This is a genomic window from Rossellomorea sp. ABR4_004 (assembly GCF_056159585.1).
In genome coordinates this window covers 457,283-476,578 of record NZ_JBSWVM010000003.1, presented here as the reverse complement: position 1 = coordinate 476,578, position 19,296 = coordinate 457,283, and the positions used below count along the sequence as shown (strand labels likewise).

15 protein-coding genes are annotated in these 19,296 nt (G+C 41.2%); 14 read left to right on the top strand and 1 reads right to left on the bottom strand.

The window, feature by feature from the left end; all coding sequences use genetic code 11:
• Positions 1–153: 153 nt before the first annotated feature.
• The 3 genes from ACXAF2_RS19365 to ACXAF2_RS19355 all read left to right on the top strand — a co-directional run bounded on the left by ACXAF2_RS19365 (position 154) and on the right by ACXAF2_RS19355 (position 2,589).
• Positions 154–399, top strand: coding sequence for a YkuJ family protein (locus ACXAF2_RS19365; RefSeq protein WP_034756109.1), 246 nt, complete (start codon positions 154–156; stop codon positions 397–399).
• A gap of 157 nt (positions 400–556) precedes the next feature.
• Positions 557–997 carry a cyclic-di-AMP-binding protein CbpB gene (gene cbpB, locus ACXAF2_RS19360; protein WP_148968573.1) on the top strand — a complete coding sequence of 147 codons (441 nt, stop codon included), beginning with the start codon at positions 557–559 and terminating at the stop codon, positions 995–997.
• Positions 998–1,095: 98 nt separating this feature from the next.
• On the top strand, positions 1,096–2,589 hold the full coding sequence (locus ACXAF2_RS19355) for an MDR family MFS transporter (protein ID WP_475141077.1): 1,494 nt from the start codon (positions 1,096–1,098) through the stop codon (positions 2,587–2,589).
• On the opposite strand, the gene ACXAF2_RS19350 is transcribed toward ACXAF2_RS19355, so the two are convergent.
• Positions 2,578–3,303, bottom strand: coding sequence for a sulfite exporter TauE/SafE family protein (locus ACXAF2_RS19350; RefSeq protein ID WP_475141076.1), 726 nt, complete (start codon positions 3,301–3,303; stop codon positions 2,578–2,580). The two genes, ACXAF2_RS19355 and ACXAF2_RS19350, sit on opposite strands and share 12 nt — an antisense overlap.
• Before the next feature lie 110 nt (positions 3,304–3,413).
• On the opposite strand from ACXAF2_RS19350, the gene ACXAF2_RS19345 reads away from it, so the two are divergent.
• The 11 genes from ACXAF2_RS19345 to ACXAF2_RS19295 all read left to right on the top strand — a co-directional run bounded on the left by ACXAF2_RS19345 (position 3,414) and on the right by ACXAF2_RS19295 (position 19,280).
• Positions 3,414–4,292, top strand: a complete 879-nt coding sequence (locus ACXAF2_RS19345; RefSeq protein WP_475141074.1) for a LysR family transcriptional regulator — start codon at positions 3,414–3,416, stop codon at positions 4,290–4,292.
• A 94-nt stretch (positions 4,293–4,386) separates the two neighbouring features.
• The gene (dapD, locus tag ACXAF2_RS19340) at positions 4,387–5,097 is read left to right on the top strand and encodes a 2,3,4,5-tetrahydropyridine-2,6-dicarboxylate N-acetyltransferase (RefSeq protein WP_475141073.1); all 711 of its coding nucleotides are present in this window, start codon (positions 4,387–4,389) and stop codon (positions 5,095–5,097) included.
• A gap of 114 nt (positions 5,098–5,211) precedes the next feature.
• Positions 5,212–6,327 (top strand): N-acetyldiaminopimelate deacetylase, encoded by a 1,116-nt coding sequence (locus ACXAF2_RS19335; RefSeq protein ID WP_475141071.1) that lies wholly within the window; start codon positions 5,212–5,214, stop codon positions 6,325–6,327.
• Positions 6,328–7,197: 870 nt separating this feature from the next.
• The gene (locus tag ACXAF2_RS19330) at positions 7,198–9,600 is read left to right on the top strand and encodes a hypothetical protein (protein ID WP_475141070.1); all 2,403 of its coding nucleotides are present in this window, start codon (positions 7,198–7,200) and stop codon (positions 9,598–9,600) included.
• The gene (locus ACXAF2_RS19325) at positions 9,597–10,532 is read left to right on the top strand and encodes an ABC transporter ATP-binding protein (protein WP_475141068.1); all 936 of its coding nucleotides are present in this window, start codon (positions 9,597–9,599) and stop codon (positions 10,530–10,532) included. Before ACXAF2_RS19330 ends, ACXAF2_RS19325 begins: the two co-directional genes overlap by 4 nt.
• Positions 10,529–11,374 (top strand): ABC transporter permease, encoded by an 846-nt coding sequence (locus ACXAF2_RS19320; RefSeq protein ID WP_475141067.1) that lies wholly within the window; start codon positions 10,529–10,531, stop codon positions 11,372–11,374. The genes ACXAF2_RS19325 and ACXAF2_RS19320 overlap by 4 nt, the downstream gene beginning before the upstream one ends.
• Before the next feature lie 11 nt (positions 11,375–11,385).
• Entirely contained in the window at positions 11,386–12,879 is a 1,494-nt protein-coding gene (locus ACXAF2_RS19315) for a hypothetical protein (protein ID WP_475141065.1), read from the top strand.
• Positions 12,876–13,877, top strand: coding sequence for an AAA family ATPase (locus ACXAF2_RS19310; protein ID WP_475141064.1), 1,002 nt, complete (start codon positions 12,876–12,878; stop codon positions 13,875–13,877). Before ACXAF2_RS19315 ends, ACXAF2_RS19310 begins: the two co-directional genes overlap by 4 nt.
• A complete protein-coding gene (locus ACXAF2_RS19305) occupies positions 13,874–14,755 on the top strand; it encodes a DUF58 domain-containing protein (RefSeq protein ID WP_475141062.1) in 882 nt (293 codons plus the stop codon). The genes ACXAF2_RS19310 and ACXAF2_RS19305 overlap by 4 nt, the downstream gene beginning before the upstream one ends.
• A gap of 9 nt (positions 14,756–14,764) precedes the next feature.
• Positions 14,765–16,525 (top strand): vWA domain-containing protein, encoded by a 1,761-nt coding sequence (locus tag ACXAF2_RS19300; protein WP_475141060.1) that lies wholly within the window; start codon positions 14,765–14,767, stop codon positions 16,523–16,525.
• A complete protein-coding gene (locus ACXAF2_RS19295) occupies positions 16,509–19,280 on the top strand; it encodes a VWA domain-containing protein (protein WP_475141059.1) in 2,772 nt (923 codons plus the stop codon). The genes ACXAF2_RS19300 and ACXAF2_RS19295 overlap by 17 nt, the downstream gene beginning before the upstream one ends.
• Positions 19,281–19,296: the final 16 nt, after the last annotated feature.

Here is a 19,296-nt window from a genome sequence, read left to right as displayed (position 1 = left end):
CGGATCCATCCTTTCGGGGAGAAAATATTTCTACCCTTTCATTATAAAGGAATTTATGTAGAAAAAGGACAAAACATTAGATTTTACAGGATAGAATCTGGTACAATGCAAAAGCTATGACCAAGAATTAGAACAGGAAAGGAGAGACCGATTATGTCTCAGCTTCTTGGAATTATACAAAGATTAAAATCATTACAAGAACAAGGTGAACAAGGGGAAACTCAACAACGATTTTTCGAATACAATGGAAAGAAAATTTGTGAGGTAAAGTATTTACCAAAACAAGATACATTCGAAATTGAAGTCATGAATGAAAAAGGAAACAGCTTTCCTTTTGATAACATAGACATTACAGCGATTGAAATTTTTGAACTTCTACAAGAAGCCCAACAAGATTAATGTACTAAAGAGGTAACCATTCGGTTATCTTTTTTAGTCTTCAAACCGATCGTCAAAACATACATTTTTCTTCCAATATGTTAAAATGGATAGTGTCTGATTCTTTTGTTTATAGATTGGCACGCAAATTCTTATTTTTAAAAATGAGGGGTTATACATGATTTCATTGAGTAGCAAGGAGTTATTAGAAACGAATATTAAAGATTTCATTATTCCTTCTGAGAAGGTGGCTCATGTTCAAGTGGGTAATTCTTTGGAACATGCGTTACTATTACTCACTAAGAGTGGTTACTCAGCCATCCCTGTGCTTGATCCGACATTTCGTTTTCAGGGCTTAATCAGTTCCAGTTTAATCACAGATTCCATTCTTGGTCTTGAACGCTTTGAGTTTGAACAACTTGAAGCAAAGAAGGTAGAGGAAGTCATGACAACTGAATTTCCCAGCGTCTCCTTAGAAACAGATTTTAAGAAAGCACTTGAGCTTTTAGTGGATCATCCATTCTTGTGTGTGGTTTCTGATGATGGATACTTTGAAGGGATCATGACAAGGAGAGTTGTGTTAAAGCAACTTCAACGACAACTGTTTAAAAGGGATTAACCCCTTCATGACGGTTACATAACGGTAAGATCATATAGGATGGCATAATTGTCATCCTCTTTATTTTGTTTATTGATGACGATACAAAGGAGAACAAGATGAGCAGTTTAGAATTGGGTTCCATTAAAAGGACGATAAAACCGCTTGTATTGATAGCTGTGATGCTGGCTATGTTCATGGGGGCCATTGAAGCAACGATCGTCTCTACCGCCATGCCTGCCATCGTAGGTGATCTTGGTGGCTTCTCTCTGTATAGTTGGGTGTTTTCAGCGTATCTTTTAATGAATGCCGTAACCGTTCTTATCTACGGTAAACTATCTGATTTATTTGGCAGGAAACCGATTATCTCAATCGGGATCATAATTTTTCTCATTGGGTCCGCTTTATGCGGATTTGCCCAATCGATGGAGCAATTGATTCTATTCCGATTCATCCAGGGACTTGGTGCGGGAGCGGTATTACCTATGGCAACTACGATTGTGGGAGATATTTATTCAAAGGAGGAACGTGCCAAAATACAAGGGTATTTATCAAGTGTATGGGGGATTTCCGCCGTCAGCGGACCTCTCGTTGGGGGCTTGTTGGTTGAGTATGCGAGTTGGAGGTACGTGTTTTGGGTCAATATCCCACTCGGCATAATATCGATTATCGGACTGTGGCTGTACTTACACGAGAACATTGAAAAGAAAAAACCGGTTATCGACTATGGTGGTGCATTTCTATTAGTTGTAACCCTCTCATCTTTAATGTATCTCCTGGTCGAAGGAGGTGTACACCTGCCTTGGGGCTCCTGGCAGGCGATATTTCTAATCACCCTTTTTATCTTGGGATTTGTTATGTTTTTTTATCACGAACGACGAACGGCAGAACCAATGATGCCTTTTGATCTATGGAAGGTCCGTTCCATTTTGGTCGCCAATATTGTTTCACTAACAACAGGCGTTATGTTAATTGGCATCTCAAGCTTCCTCCCTGCTTTTGTACAAGGTGTCATGGAGCGGAGTGCAACTGTGGCCGGGTTTACATTGACCGCCATGTCTATTGGCTGGCCGATTTCGGCTACAATCGCCGGACGCTTATTATTAAGGATCGGCTACTTTAAAACTTCCTTGATGGGGGGAATATCCCTTATAGCAGGTGGAACGATCTTTGTCTTGATGGATCCCTCATACGGTCCATTATGGCCAGCAATTGGATCATTCTTTGTAGGGGTAGGGATGGGGCTAAGCTCTACATCCTTTATCGTTTCCATTCAGTCTACTGTCGAGTGGCAGGTCAGAGGGATTGCGACTGCCACCAATATGTTTATGAGGAATTTAGGTACGACGATAGGAGCTGCGCTATTGGGAGGAATTTTGAACAGCCGCCTGCATAGCTACTTAGAAGCAAGCGGTAATGATTATTCTATCAATGATGTGAATATGCTCTTGAATCAACAAGAGAGGGAGCAATTGTCTTCCGGTATGCTCGAGCTTCTACAAAATGCACTTACAGGTTCCTTGCAATCTGTCTATCTAGTCGTTTTATTTTTTGCACTGTTTAGCTTCATCGGCATCTTATTTCTACCCAGGGACCAATCGCTAAAGAAATAGATTTTTCCCCAACTGTAATATAAGAATGAGAGTAAGCACGTTTAATAAAATTTGTACATGTTTCGTAGAAAGGTTGGCTGCTACCCTTACTGCCACTTGAGCCCCGATTAGTGCACCAAGTGCAAAAGGGATGGCAGCTCCCCATTCTACGTGGCCATTATAAAAATAGACGGTGAATGCTCCTAAGCAGCTTACAAAAGTCTGAAATCTGGTGAGAGCTACCGATTTTAAATATGAAAGCCCGTGTAACAGATGAGTGTACATGAGCATGGTTGCCTGCCCCGGCCCGAACAATCCGTCATACGTACTGATTAAGTACAAAAATCCATAAACCCTAAATTGCTTCGGGTTTACTTTCTTGGGCTTGAATCCTTTTATGATACTTAGAAAAAGGGCGAATAACAGAAAGAAGAAGGCCATCCATTCAAGTAAAGATGGAGGTATTTTATCCGAGAAAAATGCCCCGCTCAACCCTCCCGCAAGAGCAATTGGAAGAATAGGTAAACATTCTTTCCATGTAACCTTTCCATCTTTTATTAAATAAATAAAGCTTGAAAAAGAACTTATAATATTTGAAAATTTGGCCGTGGCGATGGCAGTATGAATGGGTAAACCAAGTAATAGCATCACCGGCATACCAATCAATCCACCGCTTCCTGCCAAAGTTCCAATGAGTGCTACCACCAAGCCGGTGAAAAAGAGAATCACTTCCATTTTAAGGCACCTCCCAATGTTTCTACTATCAGTCTATTCCATTCTTGATAATAATGAAATTTTATATTAATTAAGATATAATATAAGAAAAACTTATGAAGGTGAAAATGATGGCGTTCTCAGAATATCAATTACTGCACGTACTGGCTCAGGAGATGAACATGCGTAAAGCAGCAGAGCGGCTATTTGTATCGCAGCCCGCACTGTCACAAAGACTCCAGACGATTGAAAAGGAATGGGGGACCAGATTATTTCTTCGTTCACAAAAAGGTCTGGCCCTAACACCTGCCGGAGAGCTTGTGGTGAAGTTGGCTGAAGAAATGCTGCTGAAGGAAGAAAGTGTGAAGGAAAGAATTCAAGCATTGGAGTTCGAGGTTCATGGAACCTTGAAGATTGCATGTGCCTCGATTGTAGGTCAGAATTGGCTTCCTAAAGTACTTAAAAGGTTTGTGGAAACCTATCCTCATGCCAAAATCTCATTAATAACAGGATGGAGCAGTGAAATTCTTAAAGCGATTTATGAAAATGAAGTACATATCGGCATTATTCGTGGCACTCCCGATTGGAAGGGCCCCAAACACCATCTCTTTCAAGATACACTGTATTTAGTCGATAGAGAAATTCAATCGATTGAAGAAGTCATGAAAACGGATCGACCGTTTATCCAATTTAAAAGTGACTCGAATTATTATCAGGAAATTCAGGACTGGTGGCATCGGCAATTCCAGACCACTCCGAAGCGAACCATCGTTGTAGATCAAATTGAAACATGTAAGCAGATGACATTAAACGGAATCGGCTACGCCATTTTACCCGCAATCACATTAGACGGGATGGAAGAAGACATTTATAAAATCCCATTAATCGATGAACATGATTCTCTTATACACAGGGACACGTGGTTACTGGGTTATGAATCCGCCTTTCAATTAAGACAAGTAGAAGCATTTGTTGAAGTGGTAAATGAATTCATTCATGAAAATTCATAGTTTTGACGTTTAGGGTTGTCTTACATCCTTTCATTTGATAAAGTAATTCAAGGAACAAATTCTGAATTTATACATAATTACGGAGGGTATTCTTATGAAAATGATGGACGCAAACGAAATTATATCTTTTATTCAAAATAGTACCAAGTCAACCCCTGTGAAGGTTTATGTGAAAGGTGACATAGAGGGAATCGACTTTGGTTCATCTTCCCAAACCTTCCTTCAAGGAAATTCCGGTGTCGTATTCGGGGAGTGGGGCGAGCTTTCTACTATTCTTGAAGAAAATAAAGATAAAATCGAAGACTATGTAGTAGAAAATGATCGCCGAAATTCTGCGATTCCTCTTCTTGACCTAAAAGGGATTAAAGCGCGTATTGAACCAGGCGCCATCATTCGCGATCAAGTGGAAATTGGTGACAATGCGGTCATTATGATGGGTGCAATGATCAATATCGGTTCTGTAGTAGGTGCAGGAACGATGATCGATATGAATGTTGTACTTGGTGGCCGTGCTACAGTAGGGAAGAATTGTCATATTGGAGCTGGTGCGGTGCTTGCCGGGGTCATTGAGCCGCCATCTGCAAAACCCGTCGTCATCGAAGACGATGTAGTCATTGGCGCCAATGCCGTTGTCCTTGAAGGTGTAACAGTCGGAAAAGGAGCTGTCGTTGCAGCTGGAGCGATTGTCGTGGATGATGTAGCTCCATACACGGTTGTGGCAGGTACACCTGCAAAGAAATTGAAAGATATTGATGAAAAGACAAAATCCAAGACCGAAATAAAACAAGAATTACGTCAACTGTAATCATTTCAACAATAGCATGATCAAGGAGAGAACGGACGGCTGGCGTCTGTTCTTTTCTTGTAAGGTCTCATTATCGCTAACTATCCATCTATTATTCATGTAAGGAGGATACCCATGTCTACTTTAGACTTTAAGTCGATCAGGAGAGATCTTCATCAAATTCCTGAACTTGGGTTTCAAGAGTTTAAAACACAGCAATACCTATTAAATTATGTTTCAAGCCTTCCTGCTGACCGATTAGAGATTAAGACCTGGAGAACAGGGCTCTTTGTTAAGGTTCATGGCACAAATCCTACAAGAATGATTGGCTACCGTGGGGACATTGATGGACTGCCGATCACGGAAGAAACAGGATTGGATTTTCCTTCATCACATGATGGGAGGATGCATGCCTGCGGCCATGACTTTCATATGTCGATTGAGCTGGGGGTTTTAACCCATTTCGTTCACCACCCGATAGAAGATGATCTTCTGTTCATATTTCAACCCGCTGAGGAGGGACCAGGTGGAGCAAAGCCTATGCTTGAAAGTGAAATCATGAAGGAATGGAGGCCGGATTGTATATTCGCACTTCACATTGCACCGGAATATGAAGTGGGGACAGTGGCTGTTAAAGAGGGACTGCTTTTTGCCAATACGTCTGAGTTATTTATTGATTTTAAAGGGAAAGGCGGCCATGCTGCCTATCCTCACCAGACCAAGGATATGATCGTCGTGGCCTCTTCCTTTGTCACACAAATGCAGTCAATCGTATCAAGGAATGTCGACCCACTAGACAGTGCGGTCATCACCGTCGGAAAAATGGAAAGTGGAACGGTGCAAAATATCATCGCTGAAACAGCCAGATTGGAAGGTACCATCCGTACCCTTTCAGCCGACTCGATGAAAAGTGTAAAAAAACGGCTGGAAGCGTTAATCGATGGTATGAAAATCAGTTATGATTGTGATATTCAGGTGGATTATGGCAGCATGTATCGCCAGGTCTATAATGATCCGGAGTGGACAAATCAATTCATTTCTTTCCTCCAAAAAACGAATCGGAACCTAGTAATCTGTAAAGAAGCTATGACGGGTGAAGACTTTGGTTATATGCTTGAGGAAATACCAGGCTTCATGTTTTGGCTTGGCGTTAATTCTAAATATGGGCTGCATCATTCTAAATTAAACCCTGACGAGGAAGCGATAGACTTTGCCATCTCCCTTCTCTCAGATTTTATTGGCGGATTATAATAATGAGTGTGAATCACGTAACGTTATCTTCGGATATCGTTCCGTGATTTTTTTATAGGCACTTTTCGCAAAGTTTGTGGTTATCTTAATGAAGAGTGTAGGAGTTGATTTCCGCTCCAGGATGCTCGCTTTCCGCGGGGCTGGCGGTGAGCCTCCTGGGTCTCACCTGTCCAGCTACGGGGCTTAGGGGCTCGAGGTCATAAGCCGAGTCTGCCAAAAAGGCAAAGAGCGCCTTTCCGGCAGACTCGTCTTATGCTTGTCGCCCCTGGGCAAAGCCCCTCCGCTTTTCGTACTGTCCAGCTATTCCTGCAGGAGTCGATCATCCTGCAGCGAGAATCAACTTTCTGAGCATGTATCCTTAATGGAAATCAATAAAAACAAGAATTTTAGTAAACAACCTTTTCTTAAGATTAGAGATTTATTTCCCTTTATAAAAGAAGAATTATTCTTTCTAGTTACATGGTTTAATTACGCATGTTGAAGCTCTGTCACAAAAAATTTTTAAAAGATGGTGAGGGGAACTGCGAAGAATCCTGAGGAAGTACGGGCGTGCCGAGACCCCGGAAGCGAAGCTGAGGAGGCTCGGCCGAACGCTAGCTGCAAGCGGAGCAGTTCCCCTCACCATCCAGCACATTCTTATTGGCAGAGCTCAAGCAGACCCTTATGTTAAAAGCAACAATCTTTACGAAAAGAGCCTTTTAATATAAGGGAAATTAACATAAATTTCTAAAACGGTCTTGATAAGAGTTGATAATAGTGTAAAATTACACTTAAGGAAGATGAGAAATGAGGAAAAAGTTTAAAATAGTAGAAACTTTTCCCATAATGATTTCGTCTATCTTGTAGAGAGAAAGAAAGAGGGGAATGAATGTGAAAAGATCGACGAAAGCAATATTTGTGCTGACATTAGGGTTCTTGATGTTTCTTTTTATGGAAGATACAACACTCGCACAAGCGCAAATAAAAATTTCAGTGGAAGAAGGAATCGATGGAAAAGTGAAGGAGGGAAGAGGTTTCCCCCTTAAAGTAACCGTCGAAAATACAGGTCCTGATTTCAAGGGAGATCTATTGTTTGACTATGCTCCTTCCTATCAGACCGGGGGGGCAAGAGCTTTATCCATTGATGTGCCAGCAAATTCAAAACGTACATACTCATTATCCATTCCAGGATTCAATGATGAAATCAGGCATAATTCCAATCAGGAAACCATTCATTTGTTCCAAGGATCTTGGAAAAATGGAAAAGAAATAAAATTTAAAGGAGATAAACGATTAACTCCTAATTTCATCTATAGCAATTATACGGCCATCGGTTTATTGAGTGAAAACCCTGACCGTTTAAAGGGAATTAAAGGAGCTAACATGGGAGGGAATCAGGTAGAGACGTTAACGCTCACAAAGGAAAATATTCCTGAAGAGAAGAGCGGATTTCAAATGCTTGATTATCTTATCATTGACCAATTCAATATTTCAGAACTTAGCCAGGATCAACAAAGCGCGTTAAAAAGCTGGGTTGAGACAGGTGGTGTGTTATTTATAGGAGGGGGTCCCCATTTGGAGGATACTCTAGGCTCTGCAGCAGATATGGCTCCTCTTACGTTCGGGGAAGAATCGGCACTCTCCGACACTTCCACCTTTAATGTGAAGAAGAATATAGAGGCTTCCTTTACCTCATTAGCAATCTATAAAGGGACTGTTAAACCAGAATCGGATGTTCTGGTTGAGCAAGACGGGATCCCATTGGTCGTGAAAAGTTCCGAAGGCTTAGGAGAAGTGTGGCAGACAGCATTCTCACTGGGTGACCCTGTATTAAATTCATGGGAAAGCTATGACGAATGGTTTGCAAATGTCCTTTCGAAAACAGAGCCATACTTTTTACATGGCCAGTCCAACGGAGATCAAAGTTTCCTGGAGAGGATTTATTATGAAGTAGCAGACAGCAATGAGCTCTTTCCGACTACCAATTTTAAAGTAAGTACTTTAGTCATCATTCTCATCATTTATTTGATTGTCCTTGTACCTCTGCTGTATTTCTTATTAAGAAAAGTGGATAAGCGTGAACAAGCATGGTGGATCATTCCTGCCATCTCGGTCCTCGTTTCCTCAGGGATCTTTATCACCGGAGCTAAAGATAGAATCTCGAAGCCTCATTTGAATCAAATGAGTGTCTTAAAAGTCGAGGAAGATAAGAGCGTACACGGAATTTCAGCATTTAGCGCGTTATCAAACTCCGGGGGAGACTATGATTTTGTTTCAGATAAGCATAATTTAGAAATCACACCTGCAAGAGTAAGGAATAGTGCGGGGGGGGTGAATCAGTATAAGTTTGCCGTTGAAGAGATGACGAAGGATAATCGATCCATTACATTTCGGGATGTAGAATACTGGTCCACGAGGACATTACTCGGTACTAGCGAAAAGGAAGAAGTAGGAAGGTTTATACCGGAATTAGTGTTAGAGGATCAAACCTTATCCGGTACGATTCAAAATGATTTTCAATATGATTTTACAGATGTATATATTTGGTCGGGGTCCAGAATGTATCGTCTGGGGGATATGAAAGCCGGGGATACCCTCGAAGTTGATAAAAAGCTTTCAACGAATTATTTATCTTCTCCTATTGGTGTGACCCCGAATATGTCAGCGCCATTACCGAATCAGCAAAATATTAAGCAGCAAAAGAAAGAACGGTTGGAAAACTTCGCATCCCAAATGATTTCTGCGGATAATGACAATAATTCCCCGGTCATTTTTGGATATACAGATGCGGAGATATTCCATATGAAGATTAAGAACAAAGAATCCAAGTCTGAAAATTTCTCATTACTCTATCAACATTTTCCTTCACTTGGAAATTATAAGGGTGCCATTACACTTAGGAATGAACAGCTTGATTTGGATGTATTGCCTGTTAAGGGACAGGTAATTGAGCATTACTCACATAATGGTGCAGATGAGATGGGACTCGAAGACGGGACATATGAGCTATCCATCCACCTCCCTAATCAAATTGAATTATCGAAGGTTACGCTTCATTCTTTAAATATGACTCTTCATACAGGAGGAGCGCTTCAGTTTTCTCTGGTCGATCCAAAAACAGAAGAACGGCTGGTGCTTTCTGAATCATCAACGAACTCAATAGAAGTAAAAGAAAAATTGAATAACTATATAAATGACAATGGGGAAATCGTTTTCGAGTTTGAAAAACGATCTCAAGGGGATCCGTTTGTTCGTCTCCCTGATATTGTGTTGAAAGGAGAGGTCCGACCGTGATCGAGATTCAAAACTTATCTAAACGCTATGGGTCGTTCCTGGCCCTTGATAATCTGAGCTTATCCATTGAAAAGGGAACCGTATTTGGCTTTGTTGGTCAAAATGGAGCAGGAAAATCGACAACATTTTCCATTTTGGCTACTCTCTTAGCTCCTACTGAAGGAACGGCTACAGTGAACGGATTCAATATAAGTAAAGATCCAAAATTGGTCAGGAGGCAAATCGGCTATATGCCTGACTTCTTTGGAGTGTATGATCAATTAAAAGCTGACGAGTATCTGGACTTTTATGGTGCAAGCTATAAAATTCCTGCAGAGCAAAGAAAGAAACTGATTCCACAATTGTTGGAACTGGTGAATCTATCTCATAAAAAAGATTCCTATGTTGACCTTTTATCCAGGGGGATGAAGCAGCGCCTTTGTTTAGCAAGGTGCCTCATCCATGATCCAGAAGTGCTGATACTCGATGAACCGGCATCAGGGCTTGATCCGAGGGCAAGAATCGAAATGAGGGAAATTCTTAAAGAATTAAAGAAAATGGGGAAAACGATTTTAATTTCCTCTCATATCCTTCCGGAGCTTGCAGAAATGTGTGATGAAATTGGCGTGATTGATAATGGGAAACTCGTAGCTCATGGCTCTGTTCAGGATATTCAATTTCAATTGCAGGCAGATAAACTGATTGTCGTGAAGGTTAGGGGAATGGTGGAGAGTGCTGTGGCATTCTTTGAAGACGACCCCTTTGTTTCAAAGGTTGAAGTGGATGAGGAGAATAGAACGTTTCAATTCCTTTATAAAGGTGAAGAAACGGAGCAAATAGAACTATTGAGAAAAGCTGTTTTAAACGACATCCAGATTGTGAGTTTCAAAGAGACTGAAACGAATTTAGAAGATGTCTTTATGGAGATCACGAAAGGAGTGACACTTTCATGAAGCAGTTACTCATCAACCCTATGTTAAATAAAGAATTTAAACTTCGTTTTCGTTCCTTTAAAGCATTTGTCGGAATGTTATGCTACTTGATTGCCGTAGGAATTGTCGTGATCGGTTTCATCTATATGCAAACGCGATTTTCAAATACTGGTTATTTCCGTCCCGAAGAAAGCCGTGTAATGTTTATGATTCTCTCATTCTTACAGCTTGCTCTCGTGTTATTTATAACACCCGGGTTAACAGGCGGTGTCATCAGCGGAGAAAGAGAGAAACAAACGTTAAGCATGTTGTTGACGACGGAGCAAAGCTCAATGAGTATAATCCTGAGTAAACTGGTCTCGTCCGTTTCTTATTTGTTATTACTCGTCGTCTCAAGTTTGCCTCTATACAGCTTTGTGTTCTTGTTCGGGGGAGTTTCCCCAACGGATTTACTTTTTGTGTTCGGGTACAGTTTGTTCCTGGTTTTTGCATTTGGTTCCGTCGGAGTATTATATTCAACGATTATTCGAAAGACAATCGTGTCCATGGTCACAACCTATGCAACGGTTCTGTTTCTTGCAGGGGGGACGTTATTCCTCTTTATGCTATCAATGGCAATAGGGAACGGTCCTTACCAGAATCAGACCAATCCAGCACCGTATCTAATCGCCATGTTTAATCCGGGGATTGTCATGATGGGGCATTTTGAACCAATGGCGATTGAAGAGATATACACCCGCAGCGGCATGACGTTTCCTTTATGGATTTCATTCCTGATCATTTATACTGTTCTTGCATTGATTTCCCTGTCCCTCAGTATCATGAAGCTACGACCAAGCATGAAGGTGAAGAGCGCTAAATAAAGGGTGAGAAGATGGAACATACTCAACAATTTCTTCAATTGCTTCGGCAAATTAGAAAAAAGCTCTGGATCAATCAATTATGGTATTACACTCAGCTCCTGCTTGTTTGTGCAGGAGTCTTTGCTCTATGCATCGTTTCGATAGCAGCGTTAGTTGTAATCCCATATTGGGAAAGAATCCTATGGGTAGGCTGCGCCTCTATTTTCATGAGTGTTGCGATTTTGTTTTATCGAAGAAGAGCCACCTTGAAGGATAGTGCCTTAACCTATGATGTGTTCGTAGAGGACAATCATGTAAGTGCCGCTTATAGTAGCCTTCACAGTGGCCATACCCTTTCCTCATTGGTTGTGCATGATGCATTGAAGAAGATGAAAAGGGCTCATTCGGAAGTATTGAAATATAGAAAGAAGAGAATTAAGCCCTCATTTCTGATATCAAGCGGAATTCTTATGCTTTTATCCTTTCTGATTTTCACGCAATGGAATATCTCTTTTCAGGAAGCGAATCGGATTGAGAAAGAAAAGGAGATCATTGCGGATTCAAGTAAAAGAATAGCGGAAAAGGCGAAAAAGAAAGAGAATGCATCTATTAAACAAAAGTTGTTGAAGAAAAATGAAGAGCTCGAGAAAGTAAAGGATGCGACCAAACGATATGATGAAATAATCAAAAAAGTGAAAGAGCTCGAGTTTCAGCATAAATCAATTGAGAAACAGAATGAAAAGCTCCAGGAAGTGAAGAAAAAGATAGCAGATATAAATGTAGAGAACGTAAACAAAGCGCTTCAGGAAAAAAATAGCGATAAACTTCAGCGAGCTTTTAATCAGATGACAAATGCACAAAGAGATCAGTTATTAATGGCTTTGAAATCAGAAGGTATTGATTCCTTGGATGAATTATCAGAATCAATGAAAGAATCGAATAGCGCAGAAGTACAATTAGATCAACTTTCTAAACTTCAAGATGAACTACAAAATGAAGCCGAATTCCTAAAGAATGCGATCGGACAGAGTGATACAACTGGTTCAGATTCATTGTCACAGAATTCCGGTAAAGCACCTTCCAACCAGGCAAACGGTAAGTCAAAGGGGAATCAGGCTCCTTCATCATCTGCAAATGGAAATCAGCCAGGCAACAGTACTTCAAATTCACCTGGACAGGGAGGGAATGGAAACGGTGCCGGAACTGGTAACGGTTCTTCCACTGGAGCAGGAAACGGAGCCGGCAAGGGGCAGGGATCGAGAGAGATGCTTTCTTTCCCGGAAAAAATCGAAGGGCAAAACCATATTGAACGGGATACAGGCAAATTAGGTGAAGGTGAACAGGGAGAGCGGTTTGAAAGCAATGGGCCGGTACAAAAGGGAACCCTTCGTCCATATGAAGAAGTGTATCAGGATTACTATTCTTCTTACCGGAAGTCGTCAGATCGATCCACGATCCCAAAAGATTTAGAAAATATCGTACAATCCTATTTTAGTGAAATTGATCCAGGGGAGTTGGTAGAGTGAACATTGAAGATAAGGAGCAACAATTTCAGAAAGCTTCTTTAAAGATAACAGAAGTGAAGGAAGAGGTTCAGCGCTTTATCGTAGGGCAGGAGGAAATTGTAGAGGGTGTGCTTTGGTCCATCCTTGCGGGAGGTCATACTCTCTTGGAAGGTTTACCGGGATTAGGAAAAACAATGTTGGTGCGTACCTTGGCAGATGTTATGGACCTTAGTTTTTCACGAATTCAGTTTACCCCGGATCTAATGCCTACAGACATCACTGGAACAATGGTCATGAAACAAAAACGGGACGATCAACACCCATTTGTTTTCCATCAAGGTCCTTTGTTTCATCACTTAGTGTTAGCGGATGAAATCAACCGTTCGACCCCAAAGACGCAAAGTGCCCTTCTTGAGGCAATGGCAGAGAATACGGTCACGGTGGTAGGCGAAACGATGACATTGGAGAAGCCCTTCTTTGTCTTGGCCACACAGAATCCTATTGATCTGGAAGGAACGTACCCTTTACCTGAAGCCCAAGTTGATCGGTTCATGTGTAAAATCTTGGTTTCCTATCCTACTAAAGCAGAGTTGAAACAAATTATCCAGCGTACAACAGGAACCGCAGACATCCTTCTTGAGAAAAGGCTGAATCAAGCTGAACTATTAAGCATTCAGGACCTGGTGAGAGAAATCATGATCACTGATGAAATGATTGACTTTGCCATTGATCTTATTGATGCAACACACCCTAAAAGTGAAAGAACAACGAAAAGAATCAAACAATATGTTGAATTCGGGAGTGGACCAAGGGGGCTTCAAAATGTCATCCTTATGGCCAAAGCGAGAGCATTGACACAAGGCAGGTACCATGTTTCCATTGGAGACCTGAAAAAGGTGGCTCCCCTCGTATTGCGGCACCGTATGATCCTGAATTTTGAAGGAGAAGCAATGAGTGTTGGAACGGATGAGCTCATCCTTGAAATGATCGATTACGTTCAAAAAGGTGATAGTCGGTGAAAACACTTTGGCACAGCCAGTTTCTAGCTCAATTGAAAAGACACAGGATCATCGGTAAACGATTAAAGAGCGGTCATCATAAAGGTTCCCGTCTCGCAACCCATCATGGGAGTTCCCTGGAATTTTCGGATTATCAGATGTATGAACTTGGGGATGATGTAAGGCAAATCGACTGGAATGTGTATGCCAGAACGGAAAAGGTATATATCAAAAGGTATCTGGATGAAAGAGAAATAAAGGTTCATATTTACCTTGATTGCTCAAACTCCATGTTAATAGAAGATAGAAAGTGGAAGAGAGCGAAAGAATTAGCTGGAGCACTATCATTTTTAGCTCTTTCTAATGATGATCGGCTTTCATTGCATTGCATGGGAGCTCATCACCAAAAGTGTTTTATGAAAAAAGGGGCACGGGACGCAAAAGCGATTCTCCATGACATTCAAGAGCTGTCCATAGACCGAACAGTGGAAGATGGAATCTCCTTTTTTGAGCAAGTAGGAAAAGGAGTACGGAAAAAAAGCTCTGTATCTTTTATTCTTTCTGATGGACTCGAATCGCTCTCAGTGATAGAGGAAGCTCTCAGAAAACTTTCGATTAAAAGAGAAATGGTATATTTAATCCAACTTCTCGATGAAGAAGAACTAACGCCACCCTTTCAAGGTGATGTCAAATTATTAGATAGTGAAAAACACCAGGAAACAAATGTATCAATAAGTCCGAGGATGGTGGAGCTCTATCAGGAGCGATTACTTATTCACAACAAAGAGATTGAAGCTTTATGCAATAAATGGGGGTTTGGCTATAGCCAAACAAGTTGTCTGCCACCATTAAACGAAATATTTTTTAAGGATTTCAAAGAAAATGGATGGATCCGCTGAGGTGATAGGATGGGAATAGGGAATCCAATCTTTTTTTTATTATCTTTTTTTATAGCCGCCGTTATTTTAATGTATTTCTTTCGAAAACAATACAGAGATCAAGTTGTTCCTTCAAATCTCCTATGGGAAGAGGTTATGAAGGAATGGCAAGCTTCCCCATGGTTTCATAGATTACAGAAAAATCTCTTACTTTTTTTACAAGTACTGATCCTTTTCTTCTTAATGATCGCCCTTGTAAAGCCTTACACATTTAACGAAATGGCCAAAAAAGATCATCTCGTCATTTTACTTGACACCTCTGCCTCTATGAACGCAGTGGTGAACAATCGATCTCACTTTGAAGAAGCAAAGGAAGAGATTCAATCATTGATTGAAGGAACTGACGGAAAAGTAACCTTATTGGGAGTAGGGAATTCTGTAACCACCATTGTATCCGGAGAAACAAACGACCGGGTCGTTCTCAATGGTTTAAAGAACCTACCATTATCTAATGACAACGAAGATATGAAAAAAGCGATACACCTTGGAGAGGCATTGGCAATCGGGTCGGAATCAATGATACATATCTTCTCAGATTCAATGGGAAAAGATGATTTTACAGAAAAACTTACAAGTCCTGTTCAGGTACATAACCTTTTGACTAATCCTGTAAATGTTTCCCTTACAAGTTTCGGGGTTGAACGACTGGGATCTTCTTATAAAGGAGTCGCTGTAATCGAAAATCAAAGTAAAGTATCACGAAGGGGTCACCTCGCCATTTACGATGAAAAGAATGAGATCTCTTCAGTGGAACTGACATTGGATCCAGGGGAGGAAACCGTTGTTCCGCTATCTGACCTTTCCCATAGCCCGATTTATAAGGCGTTAATTGATTTTGATGATGATTACATGGAAGATAACAGCCTTTCAAGTATTCAGGCCTCTTCAAAGCCGACCATTCATGTCATAGGGGAAATCAACCCTTTCTTATTAAAAGGGTTTCAATCCATCGGGGTAGAAGTGAAAACCATTGAAGAGGATCAAATGAAGTCGGGGGATGAAATTCTCTTGACCACTAAGGAGAATTGGCAGCGGTTATCGGTCGAGGGCCCTGCCATGATCGTTCCGGAGCGGTCAAAAGAATCCACTCCCCTTACACATGGAATAAAAGCTACGAATGAAGATCCCCTATTAAAACATGTTGATCTGCAAAAAGTATATGTGGATAAAGTGAGTTCCATCCAAATGAAGAATCTCGAATCAGTTGCCACAGGTGATTCCATTCCTCTCATACAGAAGGGAGAAGTGAATGGTCAGAAGCTTGTCCTGTTAAATTTGCATCTTAACGAATCAGATTTCCCATTACACCCGGGATTTCCGATCTTTCTTTATCATTCTTATCAATTTTTATCAGAGAATCACGGGTTTTTAGGCTATTATCAACCGGGTGAAGAGAGGACATTACCTCTTTCGGGAGATAAATGGGATATATACTCCACTGAAGGTAAGTTTGTAAAAGAATGGAATGGAGAGGGAGTGTTCAAGGCACCCGATGCCCCTGGTGTATATCAGGCTATACGAGATGGTGACACGAAATATTTCAGTGTCGTACTTGATGAACGGGAAAAACAATTATCAGCTGGGTCTTCCTTTTCTCTTGAACCCACTAGAGGAATGAAAAATGAGGAATCTAAGAGCATTCCCCAAGCCCTTACTGAGTGGTTTCTAATCTTGGCAATCCTTTTATTATTTATCGAATGGGAGGTGTACAGACGTGGGAATCGAATTTAAAGAAATCCATTGGTTATGGTTGATGATTCCCCTTGGATTTGTACTCTTCCTATTTGCCAAACGGGGATTGAAGAGGAAGGAAGAAAAGCTCGTCTTCCTATTAAGGGGATGTGGGATGGGTCTATTGATCATTGCCCTTGCCAACCCGTTAATTTTGTTGCCTGATAAAGGGCGGTCGGTACTCATTTTAGCTGACCGTTCTGCATCTGTGTCGGAACAAGAGAATCACATCCTGCATCTGATCAATCAAGCATCCCGAACCAAGGTGGAACATGATGGATACGGAATCGTAGCCTTTGGAGAAAACTCTGAAATTGAACGAACAATTTCACCGGAAAGAAATGACATCAATCAGTTTTCAGGAGAAATCAAAGAGGGAGAAACAAACCTCGAAGAAGGACTGGGATATGCATCGAATCTCCTTACCCGCGGAGGAAGAATTGTCGCCATCACAGACGGTAAGGAAACGATGGGGTCTGGGGGAAATGTCATACCATTATTAAAGGCTAGAGGGATTGAAGTGGATTGGATTCCACTTTCACAGGATACGAAAGAAGACGTGGCTGTAACGAATGTTACGTCGCCCTCCATTCAATTTGAAGGAGAAGAAACGATCATAACGGTTAATGTATACAGCACAACTAAAAAAGAGGTAGAGATGCGCTTATCCTTAAATGATCAGTCAATCATTAAAGAAAATGTACAAGTGCAAGAAGGCGACAATGTATTTCAATTCAAGCATGTCGTAGGTGATTCGGGTTTATTGGTATATAAGGCAGAGGTGTTTACTGAAGGGGATGGAAGCAAAGAAAATAATACCTTATACAATCTTGCCCGTTCAGAAGGTCAAGCCAAAGTCCTCCTGGTGGAAAGCCCTTCTGGAGAAAGTCCATTGACCCCATTATTGAAGTCAGCAGGGTTTAGCGTTGATTCATACAAACCTGAGCAGTTACCGGGAAAGCTGACTTCCTATCTGGAATATCAGACGATTCTTTTTGATAATGTATCTGCGACAAGCATTCCTGAGAATAAAATGATCCTTATGGAGAAAAGCGTGAAAGAATTTGGACGGGGATTTATTATGTTTGGCGGAAGCGAAAGTTTTGCTCTTGGAGGATATTTTAAAACGCCAATCGAAAAATTACTGCCTGTCGATATGGATGTAAAAGGAAAAAAGGAGCTTCCGTCTCTTGGTCTTGTCATCGTGCTCGACCGCTCAGGCAGTATGAATGGTCAGAAGATTGCTCTTGCAAAAGAAGCTGCTGCGCGAACCGTCTCTTTACTTAGAGATAAAGATACGCTGGGAGTCATCGCATTTGACGATCGACCATGGGAAATCGTCGAGACGAAACCACTTTCTGATCGTAAAAAGGCAGAAGAGCAAATACGTTCCATTTCACCTGGTGGCGGAACAGAAATCTTTTCCTCCTTACAGCAAGCATATAAGAGTTTAGAAGATTTGCCTTTAAAAAGAAAACATATCATTCTTTTAACGGATGGACAATCTGCGACGTCAGGCAGTTACCAATCACTTGTAGAGAATGGTCACGATAAGCAAATCACATTATCCACTGTCTCAATAGGTGATGGAGCAGATCGAGGTCTATTAAATGATTTGTCCCAATGGGGAAAAGGTCGATTTTATGATGTTGTCGATGCCAGTGTAATACCTAGTATCTTAACAAGGGAAACAGTCATTACTACAAGGACCTATATTGAAGATAATCCATTTTATCCAGCGATTTCTTCGTCTAAATGGGAAACGTTATTTACAGAAGGCATTCCGCAAATGAATGCTTATATTGCCACTAGTCCAAAAGGCACTTCTCAAGTTGAGATGCAGAGTGAAAAGAATGATCCAATTTTGGCAACCTGGAGATATGGTCTGGGAAGGACATTTGCATTTACGTCTGATACAACTGGAAAATGGACAGGGGATTTCGTCAGGTGGAAAGGATGGCCGTCGTTCGTCAATCAGCTTGTTACACGTTCGTTTCCTGATATTCAATCCGATCCGTACACCATTGATGTGGAAGACGATCGGGGACATACTCAGTTAAAGCTTTCGGCATCAAAGGGAGATGTCTCACAACTTGAGGTAACGGCACTTGATGAAAGTGGAACAGAGATTCCTGCAACGACGAGAATCAAGGCTCCGGGAGACTATGAAGTCGAATTTGAGAGCAGGTTATCACCTGGACTATACCATATGAACATCGCCAAGGTAGGTGAAGAGAGTGGAAGCTCATACCAAACAGGCTTTTCGATTCCATATTCGAAAGAACACTCCTACAAGGGGGGAACCCGAACACTGGAAGAGATAGTAGAAGCAACGGAAGGGAAGAAGTATTCATCCCCTAAAGAAGTCTTTCGCGAATTCAAAAACAAATCATCCAGAGAGCAATCAATCCGTATACTCCTTATTAGTATTGGCTTTCTACTATTCTTTAGTGAAATTGCTATAAGAAGGTTTGGATTAGGTCCTATATTTGGAGTTTTTGATAAGCTTAAAAGGAAGATCCACGTTTCCGTTCCTAAAGAACAACCTACATTAGGACAACTTGGCAGCAAAGTGAAACAGAACCGCGAGCGGAATGAGCGGGAGAAACCTATAAGAAGCAAGCAGTATATGTCTGAATTTAGAGATAAAAAGGGGCCGATAAACAAATCCAAGGTTAAACAGGATCCTCAAGAAGCTAGGGATGATGATCGCCTTCAGCGTCTACTGAATGCTAAAAGGAGAAGAGACAAATAAAAAGAGAAGGCCGGTG

Excerpts from the sequence above, each read along its gene's own strand:
- ACXAF2_RS19345 (WP_475141074.1), top strand. The coding sequence starts at position 3,414 with ATGGCGTTCTCAGAATATCAATTACTGCACGTACTGGCTCAGGAGATG.
- ACXAF2_RS19335 (WP_475141071.1), top strand. The coding sequence starts at position 5,212 with ATGTCTACTTTAGACTTTAAGTCGATCAGGAGAGATCTTCATCAAATT.
- dapD (WP_475141073.1), top strand. The coding sequence starts at position 4,387 with ATGAAAATGATGGACGCAAACGAAATTATATCTTTTATTCAAAATAGT.
- ACXAF2_RS19355 (WP_475141077.1), top strand. The coding sequence starts at position 1,096 with ATGAGCAGTTTAGAATTGGGTTCCATTAAAAGGACGATAAAACCGCTT.
- ACXAF2_RS19350 (WP_475141076.1), bottom strand. The coding sequence starts at position 3,303 with ATGGAAGTGATTCTCTTTTTCACCGGCTTGGTGGTAGCACTCATTGGA.
- ACXAF2_RS19315 (WP_475141065.1), top strand. The coding sequence starts at position 11,386 with ATGGAACATACTCAACAATTTCTTCAATTGCTTCGGCAAATTAGAAAA.
- cbpB (WP_148968573.1), top strand. The coding sequence starts at position 557 with ATGATTTCATTGAGTAGCAAGGAGTTATTAGAAACGAATATTAAAGAT.
- ACXAF2_RS19365 (WP_034756109.1), top strand. The coding sequence starts at position 154 with ATGTCTCAGCTTCTTGGAATTATACAAAGATTAAAATCATTACAAGAA.
- ACXAF2_RS19300 (WP_475141060.1), top strand. The coding sequence starts at position 14,765 with ATGGGAATAGGGAATCCAATCTTTTTTTTATTATCTTTTTTTATAGCC.
- ACXAF2_RS19320 (WP_475141067.1), top strand. The coding sequence starts at position 10,529 with ATGAAGCAGTTACTCATCAACCCTATGTTAAATAAAGAATTTAAACTT.